13 protein-coding genes are annotated in these 15,559 nt (G+C 70.2%); 11 read left to right on the forward strand and 2 right to left on the reverse strand.

What is annotated here, in order from left to right; genetic code table 11:
- Positions 1-39: 39 nt before the first annotated feature.
- From OG587_RS16805 to OG587_RS16840, 8 genes are all read left to right on the forward strand, one after another.
- Positions 40-891 (forward strand): ABC transporter permease, encoded by an 852-nt coding sequence (locus OG587_RS16805; RefSeq protein ID WP_329091347.1) that lies wholly within the window; start codon positions 40-42, stop codon positions 889-891.
- Positions 888-1,736: an ABC transporter permease gene (locus tag OG587_RS16810; protein WP_329091349.1), complete on the forward strand. Its 849-nt coding sequence runs from the start codon at positions 888-890 to the stop codon at positions 1,734-1,736. Before OG587_RS16805 ends, OG587_RS16810 begins: the two co-directional genes overlap by 4 nt.
- 235 nt (positions 1,737-1,971) lie before the next feature.
- Complete coding sequence (locus tag OG587_RS16815) at positions 1,972-3,366, forward strand: NAD(P)/FAD-dependent oxidoreductase (RefSeq protein ID WP_329093886.1); 1,395 nt, start codon at positions 1,972-1,974, stop codon at positions 3,364-3,366.
- Positions 3,367-3,603: 237 nt separating this feature from the next.
- Positions 3,604-4,491: an alpha/beta hydrolase gene (locus tag OG587_RS16820; RefSeq protein WP_329091351.1), complete on the forward strand. Its 888-nt coding sequence runs from the start codon at positions 3,604-3,606 to the stop codon at positions 4,489-4,491.
- Between the two features lie 5 nt (positions 4,492-4,496).
- The gene (locus OG587_RS16825; protein WP_329091352.1) at positions 4,497-5,684 is read left to right on the forward strand and encodes an N-acetylglucosamine kinase; all 1,188 of its coding nucleotides are present in this window, start codon (positions 4,497-4,499) and stop codon (positions 5,682-5,684) included.
- A gap of 292 nt (positions 5,685-5,976) precedes the next feature.
- Complete coding sequence (locus OG587_RS16830) at positions 5,977-7,143, forward strand: DUF418 domain-containing protein (protein WP_329091353.1); 1,167 nt, start codon at positions 5,977-5,979, stop codon at positions 7,141-7,143.
- An 8-nt stretch (positions 7,144-7,151) separates the two neighbouring features.
- A complete protein-coding gene (locus OG587_RS16835; RefSeq protein ID WP_329091354.1) occupies positions 7,152-7,484 on the forward strand; it encodes a hypothetical protein in 333 nt (110 codons plus the stop codon).
- 68 nt (positions 7,485-7,552) lie between these two features.
- A complete protein-coding gene (locus tag OG587_RS16840; protein ID WP_329091355.1) occupies positions 7,553-8,773 on the forward strand; it encodes a cation:proton antiporter in 1,221 nt (406 codons plus the stop codon).
- A 44-nt stretch (positions 8,774-8,817) separates the two neighbouring features.
- Here the strand turns inward: OG587_RS16840 and OG587_RS16845 are convergent, their stop codons facing one another.
- Positions 8,818-9,564, reverse strand: coding sequence for a TetR/AcrR family transcriptional regulator (locus tag OG587_RS16845; protein WP_329091356.1), 747 nt, complete (start codon positions 9,562-9,564; stop codon positions 8,818-8,820).
- Between the two features lie 93 nt (positions 9,565-9,657).
- Here OG587_RS16845 and OG587_RS16850 point away from each other — a divergent pair, with 93 nt between their 5' ends.
- The 3 genes from OG587_RS16850 to OG587_RS16860 all read left to right on the forward strand — a co-directional run bounded on the left by OG587_RS16850 (position 9,658) and on the right by OG587_RS16860 (position 13,001).
- On the forward strand, positions 9,658-10,725 hold the full coding sequence (locus OG587_RS16850; protein WP_329091357.1) for an amidohydrolase family protein: 1,068 nt from the start codon (positions 9,658-9,660) through the stop codon (positions 10,723-10,725).
- Between the two features lie 657 nt (positions 10,726-11,382).
- Positions 11,383-12,765: an endo-1,4-beta-xylanase gene (locus OG587_RS16855; protein ID WP_329091358.1), complete on the forward strand. Its 1,383-nt coding sequence runs from the start codon at positions 11,383-11,385 to the stop codon at positions 12,763-12,765.
- Between the two features lie 17 nt (positions 12,766-12,782).
- On the forward strand, positions 12,783-13,001 hold the full coding sequence (locus OG587_RS16860) for a hypothetical protein (protein WP_329091359.1): 219 nt from the start codon (positions 12,783-12,785) through the stop codon (positions 12,999-13,001).
- Positions 13,002-13,037: 36 nt separating this feature from the next.
- Here the strand turns inward: OG587_RS16860 and OG587_RS16865 are convergent, their stop codons facing one another.
- Positions 13,038-15,353, reverse strand: coding sequence for a WD40 repeat domain-containing serine/threonine protein kinase (locus tag OG587_RS16865; RefSeq protein ID WP_329091360.1), 2,316 nt, complete (start codon positions 15,351-15,353; stop codon positions 13,038-13,040).
- Positions 15,354-15,559: the final 206 nt, after the last annotated feature.

Consider the following 15,559-nt stretch of genomic DNA (forward strand, 5'->3'; position numbering starts at 1 on the left):
GATGAGAGAGCGAATCAGCCCGGAAGGGGCCATCGGCCGGTGAAACGCCTCGCCCCCTACCTGCTCATCCTGCCCGGCGGACTCTGGCTCGCGATCTTCCTGGTGGTGCCGATGGTCTTCATGGCCTCGGTGTCCACCCAGGAGGGCAACGTGGTCGACGGATTCGTCCAGACGTTCAACTTCGCGGTGTACGGCGACGCCCTGTCGCAGTACCAGACGCAGTTCCTGCGCTCGGCGGGGTACGGCCTGGCCGCGACCGTCATCTCCATCGCGCTGGCCTACCCGATGGCCTACTGGATCGCCTTCAAGGGCGGCAGCCGCAAGTCCACCTACCTGCTGCTGGTGCTGCTGCCGTTCTTCGTCTCGTTCGTGCTGCGCACGGTGTCGTGGAAGTTCCTGCTCGCCGACGACGGCATGCTGCTGGGGCCGCTGAAGTCGGCCGGGCTGCTGCCCGAGGGCTTCCACGTGCTGCAGACGACGTCCGCGGTGATCGGCGGGCTGGTCTACAACTACCTGCCGTTCATGATCCTGCCGATCTACGTCGCGCTGGAGCGGGTGGACCCCAAGGTGGTCGAGGCCGCCCAGGACCTCTACGCGGCCAAGCGTGAGGCGTTCACCAAGATCGTGCTGCCGCTCTCGCTGCCCGGCGTGTTCGCCGGGGTGCTGATGACGTTCGTCCCGATGACCGCCGACTACGTCAACGCGGCCATCCTCGGCGGCCCGGAGAACACGATGATCGGCAACATCATCCAGCTCGAGTATCTGGTCAACAACGACTACCCGACCGCCGCCGCGCTGTCGTTCACGCTGATGGCGGCGATGCTGGTCGGCATCTTCGCCTACGCCAAGGCGCTCGGCACCGAGAACGTCCTGGAGGCGGCGGCCCGATGAGCACCATCGACGTCACGAAGGCCCCGGTGGCGGACGCGCCCGCCGGGCGGAGGTCCCCGCGCCGCGGCAGGCGGCTGGGTGACCGGCTGCTCTTCGGCTACGTCTGGCTGATCCTCGCCTGGCTGTTCCTGCCGATCGTCGTCATGATCGTGTTCGGCTTCAACGACACCCAGAGCAAGTCGAACGTGACCTGGCAGGGCTTCACCCTCCAGTGGTGGGGCCGCCTGGACGAGTACCCCCAGCTGCTTGAGGCGGTGTTCAACTCCCTCAAGATCGCCGTGCTCTCCACTGTGATCACGACGGTCATCGGCACGCTCATGGGCCTGGCCCTGGGCCGCTACCGGTTCCGCGGGCAGGGCTCCACCAACCTGGTGATGTTCGCCGCGATCGCCTCGCCCGAGCTCGTCATGGGCGCCTCGCTGTTGTCGCTGTTCATCAGCGTCGGCGTGCAGACCGGCTTCGCGACCGTGGTCGTCGCGCACGTGCTGTTCTCGCTCTCCTTCGTGGCGATCACCGTGCGGGCCCGGGTGATCGGGCTCGACCGGTCGATCGAGGAGGCGGCGCGAGATCTCGGCGCGTCCACGTGGACGACGTTCTGGCGGATCACCTTCCCGATGATCCTGCCCGGTGTCGTCTCGGGCGCGCTGCTCGCCTTCGCCCTGTCCATCGACGACTTCGTGATCACCCAGTTCACCAGCGGCGCCGTCCAGACGTTCCCGTTGTGGATCTGGGGCGCCACTCGTATCGGGGTGCCGCCTCAGGTGAACGTCATCGGAACGCTTATATTCGCGGTAGGCGTCGCCATCGCCGTGGTCAACACGGTCACCGCGCGCCGCCGCACCTAGGCCGCCGTCGAGCCCCGTGCCCTCACCGGGTGGCACGGGGCTTCGGTGTACCCGGATCCCCGGATCCACGGTCCCCGGAGACAACGGCTCCGGCGGACGATATCCCGGCAGAGACAGATTCCCGGCAGAGAACAGGGAGGCGAGATCGGACTCAGGCGGGGGGAACCCGCGCGTGATCTCCATGACCACGCGATACACACAAAAGCAACCTGACTCACGTAGGGAAGTGAGATTTGTGGATCCGCTGAAGGCTCTTGCTGACGCGGAGCGCAAGCCGTACTGGCTCGACAGTCCGGCGAAACCCGAGCCGCTCGCGCGGCTCTTCGGCGAGACCGGCGCCGACCTGGCGGTGGTCGGCGGTGGCTTCTCGGGGCTCTGGACCGCCCTGATGGCGAAGGAACGCGACCCGTCGCTCGACGTCGTCCTCCTTGAGGGGCGCAGGATCGGCTGGGCGGCGTCCGGCCGCAACGGCGGCTTCGCGATGGCCACGCTGACCCACGGCATCGCCAACGGGCTGGAGCGCTGGCCCGAGGAGATCTCCACGCTCGAACGCCTCGGCGTCGACAACCTCGACGAGATCGGCGAGGCGGTCGCCGGATACGGCATCGACTGCGGCTACGAGCGCACCGGCGAGCTGCACGTGGCCACCGAGCCGTGGCAGCTGGAGGAGATGAACCGCAACGTCGGCGTCGCCCGCGACCTGGGCGCCCGCTTCGACGTCCTCGACGGGGAACAGATCCGGGCGGAGGTGAACTCGCCCACGTACATCGGGGGCCACTGGGAGCGTGACGGCTGCGCCATGCTCGACCCCGCCCGGCTGGCCTGGGGGCTCCGGCAGGCCTGCCTCTCGGTGGGCGTGCGCATCTACGAGCGCACGCCGGTACGCACGATGAAGGACACCCCGACGAGCCTGGACCTGATCACCCCGCACGGCAGCGTCAGGGCGCGCAGGGTCGCGCTCGGCACCGGCGTGTTCCAGCCGCTGCTGCGGCGGCTGAGGCACTTCCTGGTGCCGGTCTACGACTACGCGCTGATGACCGAGCCGCTCTCGGCCGGCCAGCTGGCCTCGGTGGGCTGGCACAACAGGCAGGGGGTCGGGGACGCGGCCAACCAGTTCCACTACTACCGGCTGACCGAGGACAACCGGATCCTCTGGGGCGGTTACGACGCGGTCTACTACAACGGCGGCATGATCAAGCCCGAGTACGAGCAGCGCGACGAGACCTTCGTCAAGCTGGCGGAACACTTCTCCACCACGTTCCCCCAGCTTTCCGGGCTGCGCTTCACCCACAGGTGGGGCGGCGTCATCGACACCTGCAGCCGGTTCAGCGCCTTCTACGGCCAGTCGCACGGCGGGCGCCTCGCCTACGCCGCCGGATACACCGGCATGGGCGTCGGCGCGACCCGGTTCGGGGCGAACGTCATGCTCGACCTGCTCGCCGGAGAGCGGACCGAGCGGACCGAGCTCCGGATGGTCAGGGAGAAGCCCGTCCCGTTCCCGCCCGAGCCGGTCCGCTCGGCCGGGATCCAGATGACCCGCTGGTCGATCGCCCAGGCCGACCTGCACCAGGGACGCCGCAACCTCTGGCTGCGCACCCTGGACCGGATGGGTCTCGGGTTCGACTCCTAAGGACCGAGGGTTTTCCGGGGTCTCAAACAGCCCCAAAAAGGTCCAAGGGATCCCGGGGAGGTCCTAGAAGGCCGTTCCCCGCCCGCTCCCGGCTCAGGCCGGACGAGCGGGCGGGGGCGGTCGTGGACGGCGGGGGCGGCAGGCGGCGGCAGGTGGCGGCAGGTGGCGGCAGGTGGCGGCAGGGTGGCGCCGGGGAAGCCGCTGGCTTCCGCCGCACCGACCGTACAGACTTGGGGCATGTCCGAAAAGGTGAAGTTCACCGCCGGAGGGATCACCCTCTTCGGCGATCTGCGGATCCCGGCGACGCCGGGCCCGCACCCCGCCCTGGTCCTCACGGGCCCGTTCACCGGCACCCGCGACCAGGTCACCGGCCTGTACGCCGCCCGGCTGGCCGAGGCGGGATACGCGACGCTGGCCTTCGACCACCGCAACTGGGGAGAGTCCGGCGGGGAGCCGCGCAACCACGAGGACGCCCAGGGCAAGCTGGAGGACCTGCGGGCCGCGGTCTCGCTGCTGCGCTCGCGCCCGGAGGTGGACGGCGGCAGGATCGGCGCGGTCGGGATCTGTCTCGGCGGGGGCTACGCGCTCAAGTTCGCCGCGTTCGACCCCCGGGTGAAGGCGTTCGCGGGCATCGCGGGGGCCTACAACAACCCCTACGGCATGCGCGCCGGGATGACGCCCTCCGGGTACCGGGAGGCGCTGGCCTCGTTCACGGAGGTGCTGGAGCGTCAGGACGGGGGTGGTGAGGTGGAGTACCTGCCCGCGGTGGCCGAGGAGGGGGAGGCGGCGATGCCGGGCGACGAGCCGTTCGCCTACTACGGCACCTCCAGGGGCGCCTCGGAGCACTGGCGCAACGAGGTCACCCGGGCCTCCATCCGCGAACTGATCACCCTGGACAACATGACGGGCGCCGACTTCCTGTCGCCCAAGCCCGGCCTGATCGTGCACGGCGTGGTCGACCGCTTCTGCTCGCCGGAGGGCGCCGAGGAGGCGTACCGGCGGATGGACGAGCCCAAGAGGCTCGTCTGGCTGGACGCCAAGCTGCACATCGACCTCTACGACGCCGAGCCGCACGTCACGCGGGCTGTCGAGGCCGTCACCGCGTTCTTCGGGGAGCACCTCTGAACGCGATGTACGTCCTCGGGCTGGACGTCGGCGGGACCTCCTCGCGGGCCCTCCTGCTCGACGCCTCGGGGCGGCGGGCCGGGTACGGCAGGGCGCCGGGCGGCAATCCCGCGGCCCACGGCAACGCCGTCGCCGTGGCCAACATCGGCCTGGCACTGGAGCTCGCCCTGCGCGGGATCGACCCGGGCCTGGTGACGGGGGCGGTCATCGGGCTGGCGGGCGGCGGGGCGCTGGACCGCCTGGTCTTCGACCCCATGTGGGCAGCCGCCGGCCTGCGCGTCCCGCCCCGGCTCACCGGCGACCTGGGCATCGCCTTCGCCGCCGGTACGGCGGCACCGCGCGGCACCGCGCTCATCGCCGGGACCGGGGCGATCGCCGCCAGGATCGAGGACGGCGAGCCGGTGATGATCGCCGACGGGCTCGGCTGGCTGCTGGGCGACCAGGGCTCCGGGTTCTGGCTGGGCAGGGAGGCGGCCGGTGCCGCCGCCCACGCCCTCAGCCGGGGCGACGCGGGCGGCAGGCTCACCCGCCTCGTCGTGGGCGCCCTGCTGGAGGACGAGCCACTGCCTCCCGGTCCCGCGCGGCTCTCACCGGGCGGCTCACCCGCCCCCGCCGCGCGCCACTCACCGGGCGGCCCACCCGCGTCCGGGGAGCGGGGCGTGAAGGGCTCCGGCCCGGCGGCCGAGGAGTCCCGGCCCCCCCGGAGCGGGGACCGGGCGGCGGGGCAGGGCGCGAGCGGCCGGGGCCCCTCCCCGGCCCGGCGCGGGATCGGCGAGATGGGGGGCGGTGGCGCGGGCACGGTGGAGGAGCTGCGGGCACTGGCGATCAGGCTGGTGGTCCACGCGCAGTCGCGTCCCCCGCTGGAACTGGCCCGGCTCGCCCCCCTCGTCAGCCGGGCGGCGGCCGAGGGCGATCCGGCCGCCCTGAAGATCGTCTCCACCGGGGCCCGGCTGCTCTGCGAGACGGTGGCCGAGGTCCGCCAGGCGGGCGAGACGAGCCCGATCGTGCTGGCCGGGAGCGTGCTGACCAGCGAGGGACCGGTCGCCTCCGCCGTACGGGAGAGGCTGGGGCCCGCGACGGTCCTGGCGGGCGACGGCGCGGGGGCGGCGGCGTGGCTGGCCGGCCGGGAGGCGTTCGGCTGGGACCCGGCGACCGCCGCCCGGCTGCACGCCCGAATCGTCTCCGGCGACTGACCGGGCTTCCCGTTCCGGCGGTGGTCGCGGCTCGTCTCCGGAGCGGGCCGGGCGGCCCTCGCGAGCCCGCGCCTGCGGTTCGTTTCCGGCGTCCGGTCCGGTCCGGTCTGGCCCGGTTACGACGTCCGGCCCGGCCCGGCCGGTCCGGTCTGGCCCGGTTCCGGTGTCCGGGCCGGGTTGTCCGCGCGGCCCGGTGGTCCGGTGGTCCGGTCCCGGTACATACATCGATGTACGCCCCGGATGGGCCTGCGTGACGATGTCCGCGGGCCCGCGGGACGGGATCGTGGAAGGCGTGACAAATCGCCGCATCGAAGTGCTCGACCTGCTCAGGGGCATCGCCATCGTCGGCACCCTGGGCACGAACATCTGGATCTTCACCGATCCCGGCGGCCCCGCCGACGTCATCGCCGCGCTGGGGCAGCCGGGAACCGTGGAGACTTTCCTCCGCTTCCTCACCAACGGCAAGTTCCTCGCGCTGCTCACCCTGCTCTTCGGGGTCGGGCTCGAACTCCAGTACCGCTCGGCCGCGCGCCGTGGCGTGCCGTGGCCCGGCTGGTACCTGTGGCGGGCCGGGCTGCTGTTCGTCGAGGGCCTGATCCACTACCTGCTGATCTTCGAGTTCGACGTGCTCATGGCCTACGCGCTGACCTCGATCATCGTGGCGTACCTGATCGGCAGGAGCGACCGCGCGGTCAAGGCGTGGATGATCACCGTCGGGACGGTGTTCACCGCGCTGATCGCCCTGATCACCCTCGGCATGCTCTCCGGCCAGGCGAGCGTGAGCGGCGGGCCGGAGCCGTCCACGCTCTTCACCGACGGCACCTACCCGCAGCAGGTCGCCGCCCGGATCGAGATGATCGGCCTCTACCGGATCGAGATCGTCCTCATCGTCCCGATGGGCATCGTGCTGTTCCTGCTCGGCTCCCGGCTGATGCGCGCCGGGGTGTTCGAGGACTCGGCGCGGGGCGCCACGCTGCGCCGGAGGCTCATGGTCGCCGGACTCGCCGTGGCCCTGCCGCTGAACCTGGTCACAGCCTTCGCCGGTCCCGGCTGGTTCCTGGTGGACCGGTATCTACTGCCCCCGCTGGTGGCGCTGGGCCTGCTCGGTCTCGTCGCGACCCTCGCGCGGCGGGCGACCGGCGCCCCCGGCCCGCTGAGGCGAGGACTGACCAACGTCGGCCGTACCGCCCTGAGCTCCTACATCTTCCAGAACCTGGTCGCGTCGGCGCTCTGCTACGGCTGGGGGCTCGGCCTGGCCGCGACGTTCGACGGCCTGCGGCCGTGGTGGGTCCTGGCGGCCTGGGCGGGCATCTGCGCGCTCTTCATGACGCTGTCCACGCTGTGGCTGCGGCGCTTCGAACGCGGTCCCGTCGAGACGCTCTGGCAGTGGGCGTACCTGGTGCCACAGGGGCGCTCGAAGAAGCCTGATAAAATGGTAGAAGGTTCCACGAAACGTTAGGGCATGGTTTGTCGCGAAGGGTCGCCGGTACGGTCGCGGCCCTTCTGCTTTCCCTGATCGCCTTCGTGTACGCCCCGCTGCCGGGGCCCGCCGACCATCCCGCCGCCCCCGGGGCCGCGATCACGCTGGCCAGCGGGGTCGGCTTCGCTCCCGCGACCCCCCACTCACCCGCCTGCGACCTGTGCCCGCCGGGCCCCGGCCTCGCGCCGCCCGGCCCCCTGGCGAGGATCGCGCCGCTGCCCGCCTGGCCGGTCCCGGCCACGCACAGCCTGTACGACGACAGCTCTCCCCGAGCGCCCCCGTCAAGCGATCAGCAGAAGTTCCTGCCCGAGATCGTTTGACGGAGGTTTTTCCATGTTCCACGAATGTGTGTTCGCCATGCCCGCGATCGTCTTCGGGGGAGGGCCGCATGGCACTGGGTGACGCTCTTGTCGCGCTCGGCGGCTCCTTCCTCGCCGCCGGGATCATCGCCAGGCTCGGCACCCGGATAGGGCTGCCGACCATCCCCCTGTTCATGCTGGCGGGCATCATCTTCGGCCCGCACACGCCCGGTCTCGCCCTCGTGGAGAACCCGGCGGACCTGAAGGTCATCGCCGCGCTCGGCCTGATCTTCCTGCTGTTCTACCTCGGCCTGGAGTTCTCCCTCGACGACCTGGTGGCGGGAGGCAGGCGCCTGGTGTTCGCCGGGGTCGGCTACATCGTGCTCAACGTCGGAGGCGGCCTGGCCTTCGGGTTCGCCGTCGGCTGGGGGACCAGGGAGGCCATGGTCCTGGCCGGGGTGATCGGCATCTCCTCCTCGGCGATCGTGACCAAGCTCCTGGTCGACATGGGGCGCCTCGGTAACCCCGAGAGCCGCCTCATTCTCGGGATCATCGTCGTCGAGGACGTCTTCCTCGCGCTCTATCTCGCCGTACTGCAGCCGGTCCTCAGCGGCGCCGACAGCTTCGGCGCCGCCGCGATCTCCTTCGGCAAGGCGTTCGCCTTCCTGATTGCGCTCACCGCGCTGGCGCGGTGGGGTACGCGGCTGGTCGACAAGCTGGTCACCACCAGGGACGAGGAACTGCTGGTGGTGATGTTCACCGGCCTGGCGATCTTCACCGCCGGGATCGCCGAGGAACTGGGCGTCTCCGACGCCATCGGCGCCTTCATGATCGGGCTCATCCTGAGCTCCAGCAAGGCGGCCCCGCGCATCCGGCAGCTCGTCCACCCGCTCAGGGACGCCTTCGCCGCGCTGTTCTTCTTCGCCTTCGGCCTGTCCATCGAGCCGGGCGACATGCTGTCGGTGGCCTGGCCCATCACGATCGCGGTGCTGGTCACGGTGCTGCTCAACGTCGTGGCCGGGGTGCTGGCGGCGAGGCTCAACGCGTTCGGCCGGGTGGAGGCGGTCAACATCTCGCTGACCGTGCTCTCGCGCGGCGAGTTCGCCCTGGTCCTGGCGACCATGGCGCTGGCCGCCGGGCTGGACGGCAGGCTCGCCCCCTTCATCGCCGGGTACGTGCTCATCCTCGCCCTGCTGGGCCCGCTGGTCGCGAGCCGCTCCGAGCAGATCGCCCGGCTGCTCCCCGGCGGAAGGCGCGGGGCCGAGGTGGCGAACCCGGTGAAGGCCGGGGAACGGGAACAGGTCTCCTAACGCCGCGTTCCTTGAAGCAGGTAGACGAACCTGCGGCGCGGGGCTCAGCCGTCGGCGGCGAGGCGGTCGAGCCACTCGGTCAGCAGATACTGTTCCGCGCTGCTGAGGGTCGTCTGTTCGGGCAGTGCGGCGCGCAGGGCGCGGGCTGCGCCGGCCGGGCCCGAGTCCTGCACGGCGGGCTCCTGGGTGGTCACGGCGGCGATCATGGATTCCCGGAGAGTGGTCAGCAGGGCCGGGTCGCGCCGGTCTTCGGGCAGGGTCAGCCAGGTGAGCACGGCACCGCGCGCCGTGGCGTGGATGAGTGTGACCGCGAGTTCCTCGTCGACGCGGAGCCAGCCGCCGACGGCGAGGCGTCGGATACGGCTCATCAGGGTCTCCATGCCGACCTTGAAGGCGGCCGACGTCTCTTTCGTGGGCTCGCTGTACATCAGCGTGTACAGCGCGGGGTTGGCCAGGCCGAACTCGACCGCCAGGTCCCAGCCGGCCCTCAGGTCCTCGACGGGATGCTGCGGATCGGGGGCGGTGTGCTTGGTCTTGAGAAACCTGGCGAAGCCGTACTCGGCCACCGCGTCGAGCAGCCCGTCCTTGTCGCCGAAGAGGCGGTAGATGGCCGGTGGTTGTACTCCTGCCGCGACCGCGACCGCGCGAGTGGTGACCGCGTCGCGGCCCTCGCGCGCCAGCAGGTCGGCTGCCGCCTCGGTGATCCGCTGCCGGAGCTGCTCGCGGCCCAGGGCCGCGGTGTCGGATTCGACGACGGCCACGCCGTCCCCGCCGGGTGAACTCGATGTCATTTTCCAACGATACCGTGCTTGCGTTTCCGTTGATAGTTCCAGTGATACGGTGATAATGATTCCAATGGAAACAGCAGGGTGAAGGAGTGCGAAATGCCAGACAAGATTAAGATCGTGGCACTCGAGGAACACATCGCCCCGCCCTCGCTGCTCGACGCGTGGGCCAAGGCGGGTGTGCCGCCAATCCCGCAGCTCGGCTTCGGCGACGAACCCTTCGCGCGGCGGCTGCGGGACTTCGGAGAGGCGCGTCTCGCCGACATGGACGACCAGGGCATCGATGTCGCGGTCCTGTCCCTGGCCTCACCGGGCGTGCACAACCTCGCGCCCGAAGACGCCGTCAGCGTGGCCCGCGAGGTCAACGACACGCTGGCCGAGATCGTCACCGGGCGACCCGACCGGTTCCAGGCCTTCGCCGCCATCCCCACCGCGGCGCCCGAAGTCGCCGCGGCCGAACTGGAACGCGCGGTGACCCGGCTCGGCCTCCCCGGTGCGATGCTGTACGGACGCACGGGGGACAAGCTGGCCGACGCCCCGGAGTTCGACGACCTGTACGCCACGGCCGAGCGCCTCCAGGTGCCGCTGCACTTCCATCCCCAGACTCCGGTCCCCGAGGTTCTCAAGGCCTACTACTCGGGCTTGGGCGACGGAGTCGGGCCGGCGCGCAGCACCGGGATGGGGCTCGCGACGGCGGGCCTGGGCTGGTACTACGACCTGGGTGTCCAGTATCTACGGATGATCTTCTCCGGCGTCTTCGACCGGCACCCCGGATTGCAGGTGATCGCAGGACACTGGGGCGAGGTCGTCCTGTTCTACCTCGACCACACCGGGGTCATGGCGCACAACGCCAAGCTGGAGCGCCCGCTCGCCGACTACTTCACGCAGAACTTCTGGGTCTGCGGCAGCGGCACGGTCAGCGAGCGCTACATGAGGTGGACCTCGGAGGTCGTCGGAACCGAGCGCATGATGTACTCGACCGACTACCCCTACACCTTCGGGACCCGACCCGGCGGATTCCCCTTCCTCGACACCGCCAACGGGGTCGCCCGCTCGTTCCTCGAACAGGCACCCTTCACCCACGAGGAAAAGGCCGCGATCGGGTCCGGCAACTGGGAGAAACTGACCGGGCACATCACGGCGCGCCGCGAACACGACTCGGCGTAATACTCCGCCTCAACCGGCCGGATTACCCGCGGCGGGGCTCGCGCCAGGTGTCCGGAATCCGCTAGGCACCTCATTCCGCAGTGCGGCCTCCCTTCGGAATCTGACGTCTCCGGTGGTGATAGCGGTGAGTAAATACAGCAGGACCGGATTTCGTCAAGGGGCGGTAGCTCTCCGTGCCCGACCATGCCGAGAAGGTGTCGCTCGCCTGTGCCGGCACTCCTCGTGTCCGCAACTTGCGGACGCAAAGTGAAATTTTCAAGCTGCGTTATCTGGCAACTTCCCCCGGCTCACTTGGGAGAAGACATCCCTTAACGGCTCAGTCGTACCGGCTAGAGGCAGCAGCGAACTGCTATGCGGAGCCGAAAATTTCGTACAGGTGTTGACATATTTCGGTTACGTTTCCACACTAAGTCTCCGAGGCGGTCGGCCCTGGCTGATGTGGTGATCGGCGAGGGCCGCCGGTCATCACGCCGTCGTGGTGTGCGCCTCCGACCGGGGTGCGGCGTCGTTCGCCGGGTTCCCCACATTCCCTCTATCCGTGATTTCAGTATGGAGTCAGGCATGGGTATGAAAGCTTCAGCGTCATCTGCGTACCGACATTTCGGTGTCCTCCGCAGGAGCATCGTCGTTGGCACCGCGATCGTCGTAGGTGCGGCGATGATGGCGTCGGTTCCTGCTGACGCGGCCGCGAGCACGCTGGCCGCCGCCGCCCAGCAGAGCGGGCGCTACTTCGGCACCGCGATCGCCGCGGGCAAGCTCGGCGACTCGGCGTACACCACGATCGCGAACCGCGAGTTCGACATGATCACCGCCGAGAACGAGATGAAGATCGACGCCACCGAACCCAACCGGGGCCAGTTCACCTTCACCAACGCCGACCGCGTCTACAACTGGGCCGTGCAGAACGGCAAGCGGGTACGCGGGCACACCCTGGCCTGGCACTCCCAGCAGCCGGGCTGGATGCAGTCCCTGTCGGGCAGCACCCTGCGCCAGGCGATGATCGACCACATCAACGGCGTGATGGCCCACTACAAGGGCAAGATCTACGCCTGGGACGTCGTCAACGAGGCCTACGCCGACAGCGGTGGCGGCCGGCGCGACTCCAACCTGCAGCGCACCGGCAACGACTGGATCGAGGTCGCCTTCCGCACCGCCCGCGCCGCCGATCCGGCCGCCAAGCTCTGCTACAACGACTACAACATCGACAACTGGACCTGGGCCAAGACCCAGGGCGTCTACAACATGGTCCGCGACTTCAAGTCCCGCGGCGTGCCCATCGACTGCGTCGGCCTGCAGTCGCACTTCAACAGCAACAGCCCCTACAACAGCAACTACCGCACCACCATCCAGAGCTTCGCCGCCCTCGGCGTCGACGTGCAGATCACCGAACTGGACATCCAGGGCGGCTCGGCCGGCACCTACGCCAGCGTGACCAACGACTGCCTGGCGGTGCCGCGCTGCACCGGCATCACCGTGTGGGGCGTCCGCGACAGCGACTCCTGGCTCGGCGCCAACACCAGCCCCCTGCTCTTCGACAGCTCGGGCAACAAGAAGGCCGCCTACAACTCCGTCCTGAGCTCGCTCAACAGCGCGACCCCCAACCCCACGCCCACGCCGACCTCGCCCACCCCGACGCCCACGCCGACCCCGGGAGGCGGGGGGCAGATCCGGAACGTGGCGTCCGGCCGCTGTGTGGACGTGCCGAACTCCTCGACGACCGACGGCACCCAGCTCCAGCTGTGGGACTGTCACTCCGGCTCCAACCAGCAGTGGACCTACACGTCCGCGCAGGAGTTCCGGGTTTCCGGCAACAAGTGCCTGGACGTCGCGGGCACCGGAAACGGGGCCAAGGTGCAGATCTACACCTGCTGGGGTGGCGACAACCAGAAATGGCGCATCAACTCGGACGGCTCGATCGTGAGCGTCCAGTCGGGCCTGTGCCTGGACGCCGTCAACTCCGGCACCGGCAACGGGACCCAGCTCCAGGCCTACTCCTGCTGGGGCGGCAACAACCAGAAGTGGACCTGGACCCAGGGCTAGGTAGGGAGCCGAATCTCATGAGAAGGCACCAACCGGTGCCGATCGGGGTCGGGACGGTGATCACTACGGTGATCGCCGTCCTGGCCGGTCTCGTCGTTCAGGCGCCCGGGGCGAGGGCGGCGACGTTGCCCCAGATCGGCAACTTCGGGGCGCACCCCGGCAACATCCAGATGCACCCAGCGGTGGACCTGGGGTGGAAACGCCTGAAGGATGAACGGCACGGCCCGCAGACATGAATTACGCCTGGTGTCCCCTCTGAGTGATTCGGAAGCTCACGCTTCGGTGGCCTCCCGGGCCGAAGCCCGCCCGGCGCGGCGTCGCCGGATCACCAGCGCTCCCGCCGCCGCCACGACGAGCACGCCCGCTCCGGCGGGCCACGGCCACGGGACGGCCGTGCCCGCGCCGGACGGCGAGAAAGTGCCCCACATGATCACTTGACGGTCCTCGCCGGCGGTGGCGAGCGTCTCTCCGTCCGGGCTGAACGCCATCGACCACACCGATCCGGTGTGGCCGGTGAGCGGGTCGCCGATCGGCCGCCAGGTCCGCGTGTCCCACAGCCGGACGACGGAACCGGTGCCCACGGCCAGGGTGTCGCCGTCCGGGCCGAACGCGAGAGTGTGGATCTCGCCCGGATGGCCGGTGAGCGGGGCACCGACCGGACGGCGGGTCGCCGTGTCCCACACGATCACGGTCTTGTCGCCGCTGCCGCTGGCGAGGGTTTTGCCGTCGGGGCTGAAGGCGACCGACAGCACCGATCCGGTGTGGCCGGTGAGCGGGGCACCGACCGGCCGCCAGGTCGCCGTGTCCCACACGATCACCGTCATGTCGTCGCCGACGGTGGCGAGGGTCCTGCCGTCGGGGCTGAAGGCGATCGCCTGCACCCAGTCGTTGTGGCCGGTGAGCGGGTCGCCGATCGGCTGCCAGGTCCGCGTGTCCCACACGATCACGGTCTTGTCGCTGCTGCCGGTGGCGAGGGTTTTGCCGTCGGGGCTGAAGGCGACCGACTCCACCCAGTTGGTGTGGCCGGTGAGCGGGTCGCCGATCGGCCGGCGAGTCCGCGTGTCCCACAGGACCACCGTGTGGTCACCGGGGTCGGTCCCCTCGTTGTTGCTGCCGCCACTGGCCAGGAGCCCGCCGTCCGGGCTGAACGCCATCGCCTGCACCGCCCTGGTGTGGCCGGTGAGCGGGTCGCCGATCGGCCGCCGGGTCCGCGCGTTCCACATGATCACTGCGCCGTCGCCGCCACCGCTGGCCAGCGTCTCGCCGTCCGGGCTGAACGCCACCGCGTTCACCGTTTCGGTGTGACCCCTGAGCTGGGCGACGGCGGTCACCTTCGCCGGGCCCGTCGCGGGCCAGAGCAGGTAGGCCACGGTGGCGGCGGTGGCCAGGAGCGCCGCGGCCACGGCGGCCACCGGGCGGAGCCGGTGCCGGGGGGTGCGCGCCGTGGTCTCCGCGGACGCGAGCGCGGGCGAGGTGACGGCCGGCGGGGGGCCGGGCGGTGAGGTGGTGGGTGGGGAGGCGGGAGACACGGCGGTGAACGACAGGGTGACGGGCGGCCGTACCTCCTGGCCTACCTCCTGGTGCGCGGTGGCGTACGGCTCGGTCGGCGGGGGCGGAGCCGGTGTGGGGAGAGCGGGGCGGTCGGCGATCCGGGTGTCGCCGTCGTCCGGTCCCTGTCCCGATTCCGGTCCCGGTCCCCGTCCTGATTCCGGTCCCGGTCCCTGTCCTGATTCCGGTCCCGGCCCGGTGGAGGACTCACCAGGGGTCGGGGTGGCGGCGATCTCGGCGAGCGCGCCGGCGGCCTGGGGGCCGGTGAGGCGGAGGGCGGGGTCCTTGCGCAGCAGCCCCTCCAGGAGGGGGGCCAGGGGACCGGCGTGCACGGGCGGGGCGGGCGGCCGGGTGGCGATCGAGACGTAGATCGATCCGTGCGTCGTGCCGCTGAACGGCCGGCGGCCCTCGACCGCGGCGTACAGGGTGGCGCCCAGCGACCACAGGTCCGACGCCGCGGTGGCGGGATGGCCGTTGATCTGCTCGGGAGAGATGAAGGCCGGGGTGCCCAGGGTGACACCGGCGGCGGTGAGGGTGACGTCCCCCTCGACGGCGGCGATCCCGAAGTCGGTCAGCACGACCCGCTCACCTTCGAGCAGGACGTTGGCGGGTTTGATGTCGCGGTGGGTGATCCCGGCGGCGTGCGCGACCGTCAGCGCCGCGAGGATCTGCCCGCCGATCGCCGCCACCCGCTGGGGCGGCAGGCGCCCCCGGGTTCTCAGCACCTCGTCCAGTGAGGGCCCGTCGATGATCTCCGTCACGATCCACGGGCGGCCGTCGGCTTCGACGACATGGTCGTGAACGGTGATGATCGCCGGATGTTTCAGCTGCGCCGCGGCGCGGGCCTCACGCTGCATCCGCCTGTACAGCATCTCGCGCGCGGGAACGTCCAGGTGATCGGGAAGGGTGAGTTCTTTGATCGCCACCTGGCGGTGCAGGCTCTCGTCCCGCGCCCGCCACACCGTGCCCATCCCGCCGCGGCCCAGCACGTCCATCAGCCGATATCGCCCGGCGACCAGCCTGCCCGCGTCATTCGCCACGATAAAACCTTAACGACGAAACGGCGCGATAAGCCGTAAAGGGGAATTGATTGTGACCGTGATGATGCCGAGCGTCCGCAAATCGATGGGGGTGGTGGGCGTCGCGTGAATTTTCCGGAAAACCCGGGGTGACTTCCCGGAATTCCTGCCGGCGAGGTCAACGATGGATGACAGGAACGGTTGACAGGCCGCGAAACCATCACTTC

This window comes from Streptosporangium sp. NBC_01469, from assembly GCF_036227305.1.
GTDB lineage: Bacteria > Actinomycetota > Actinomycetes > Streptosporangiales > Streptosporangiaceae > Streptosporangium.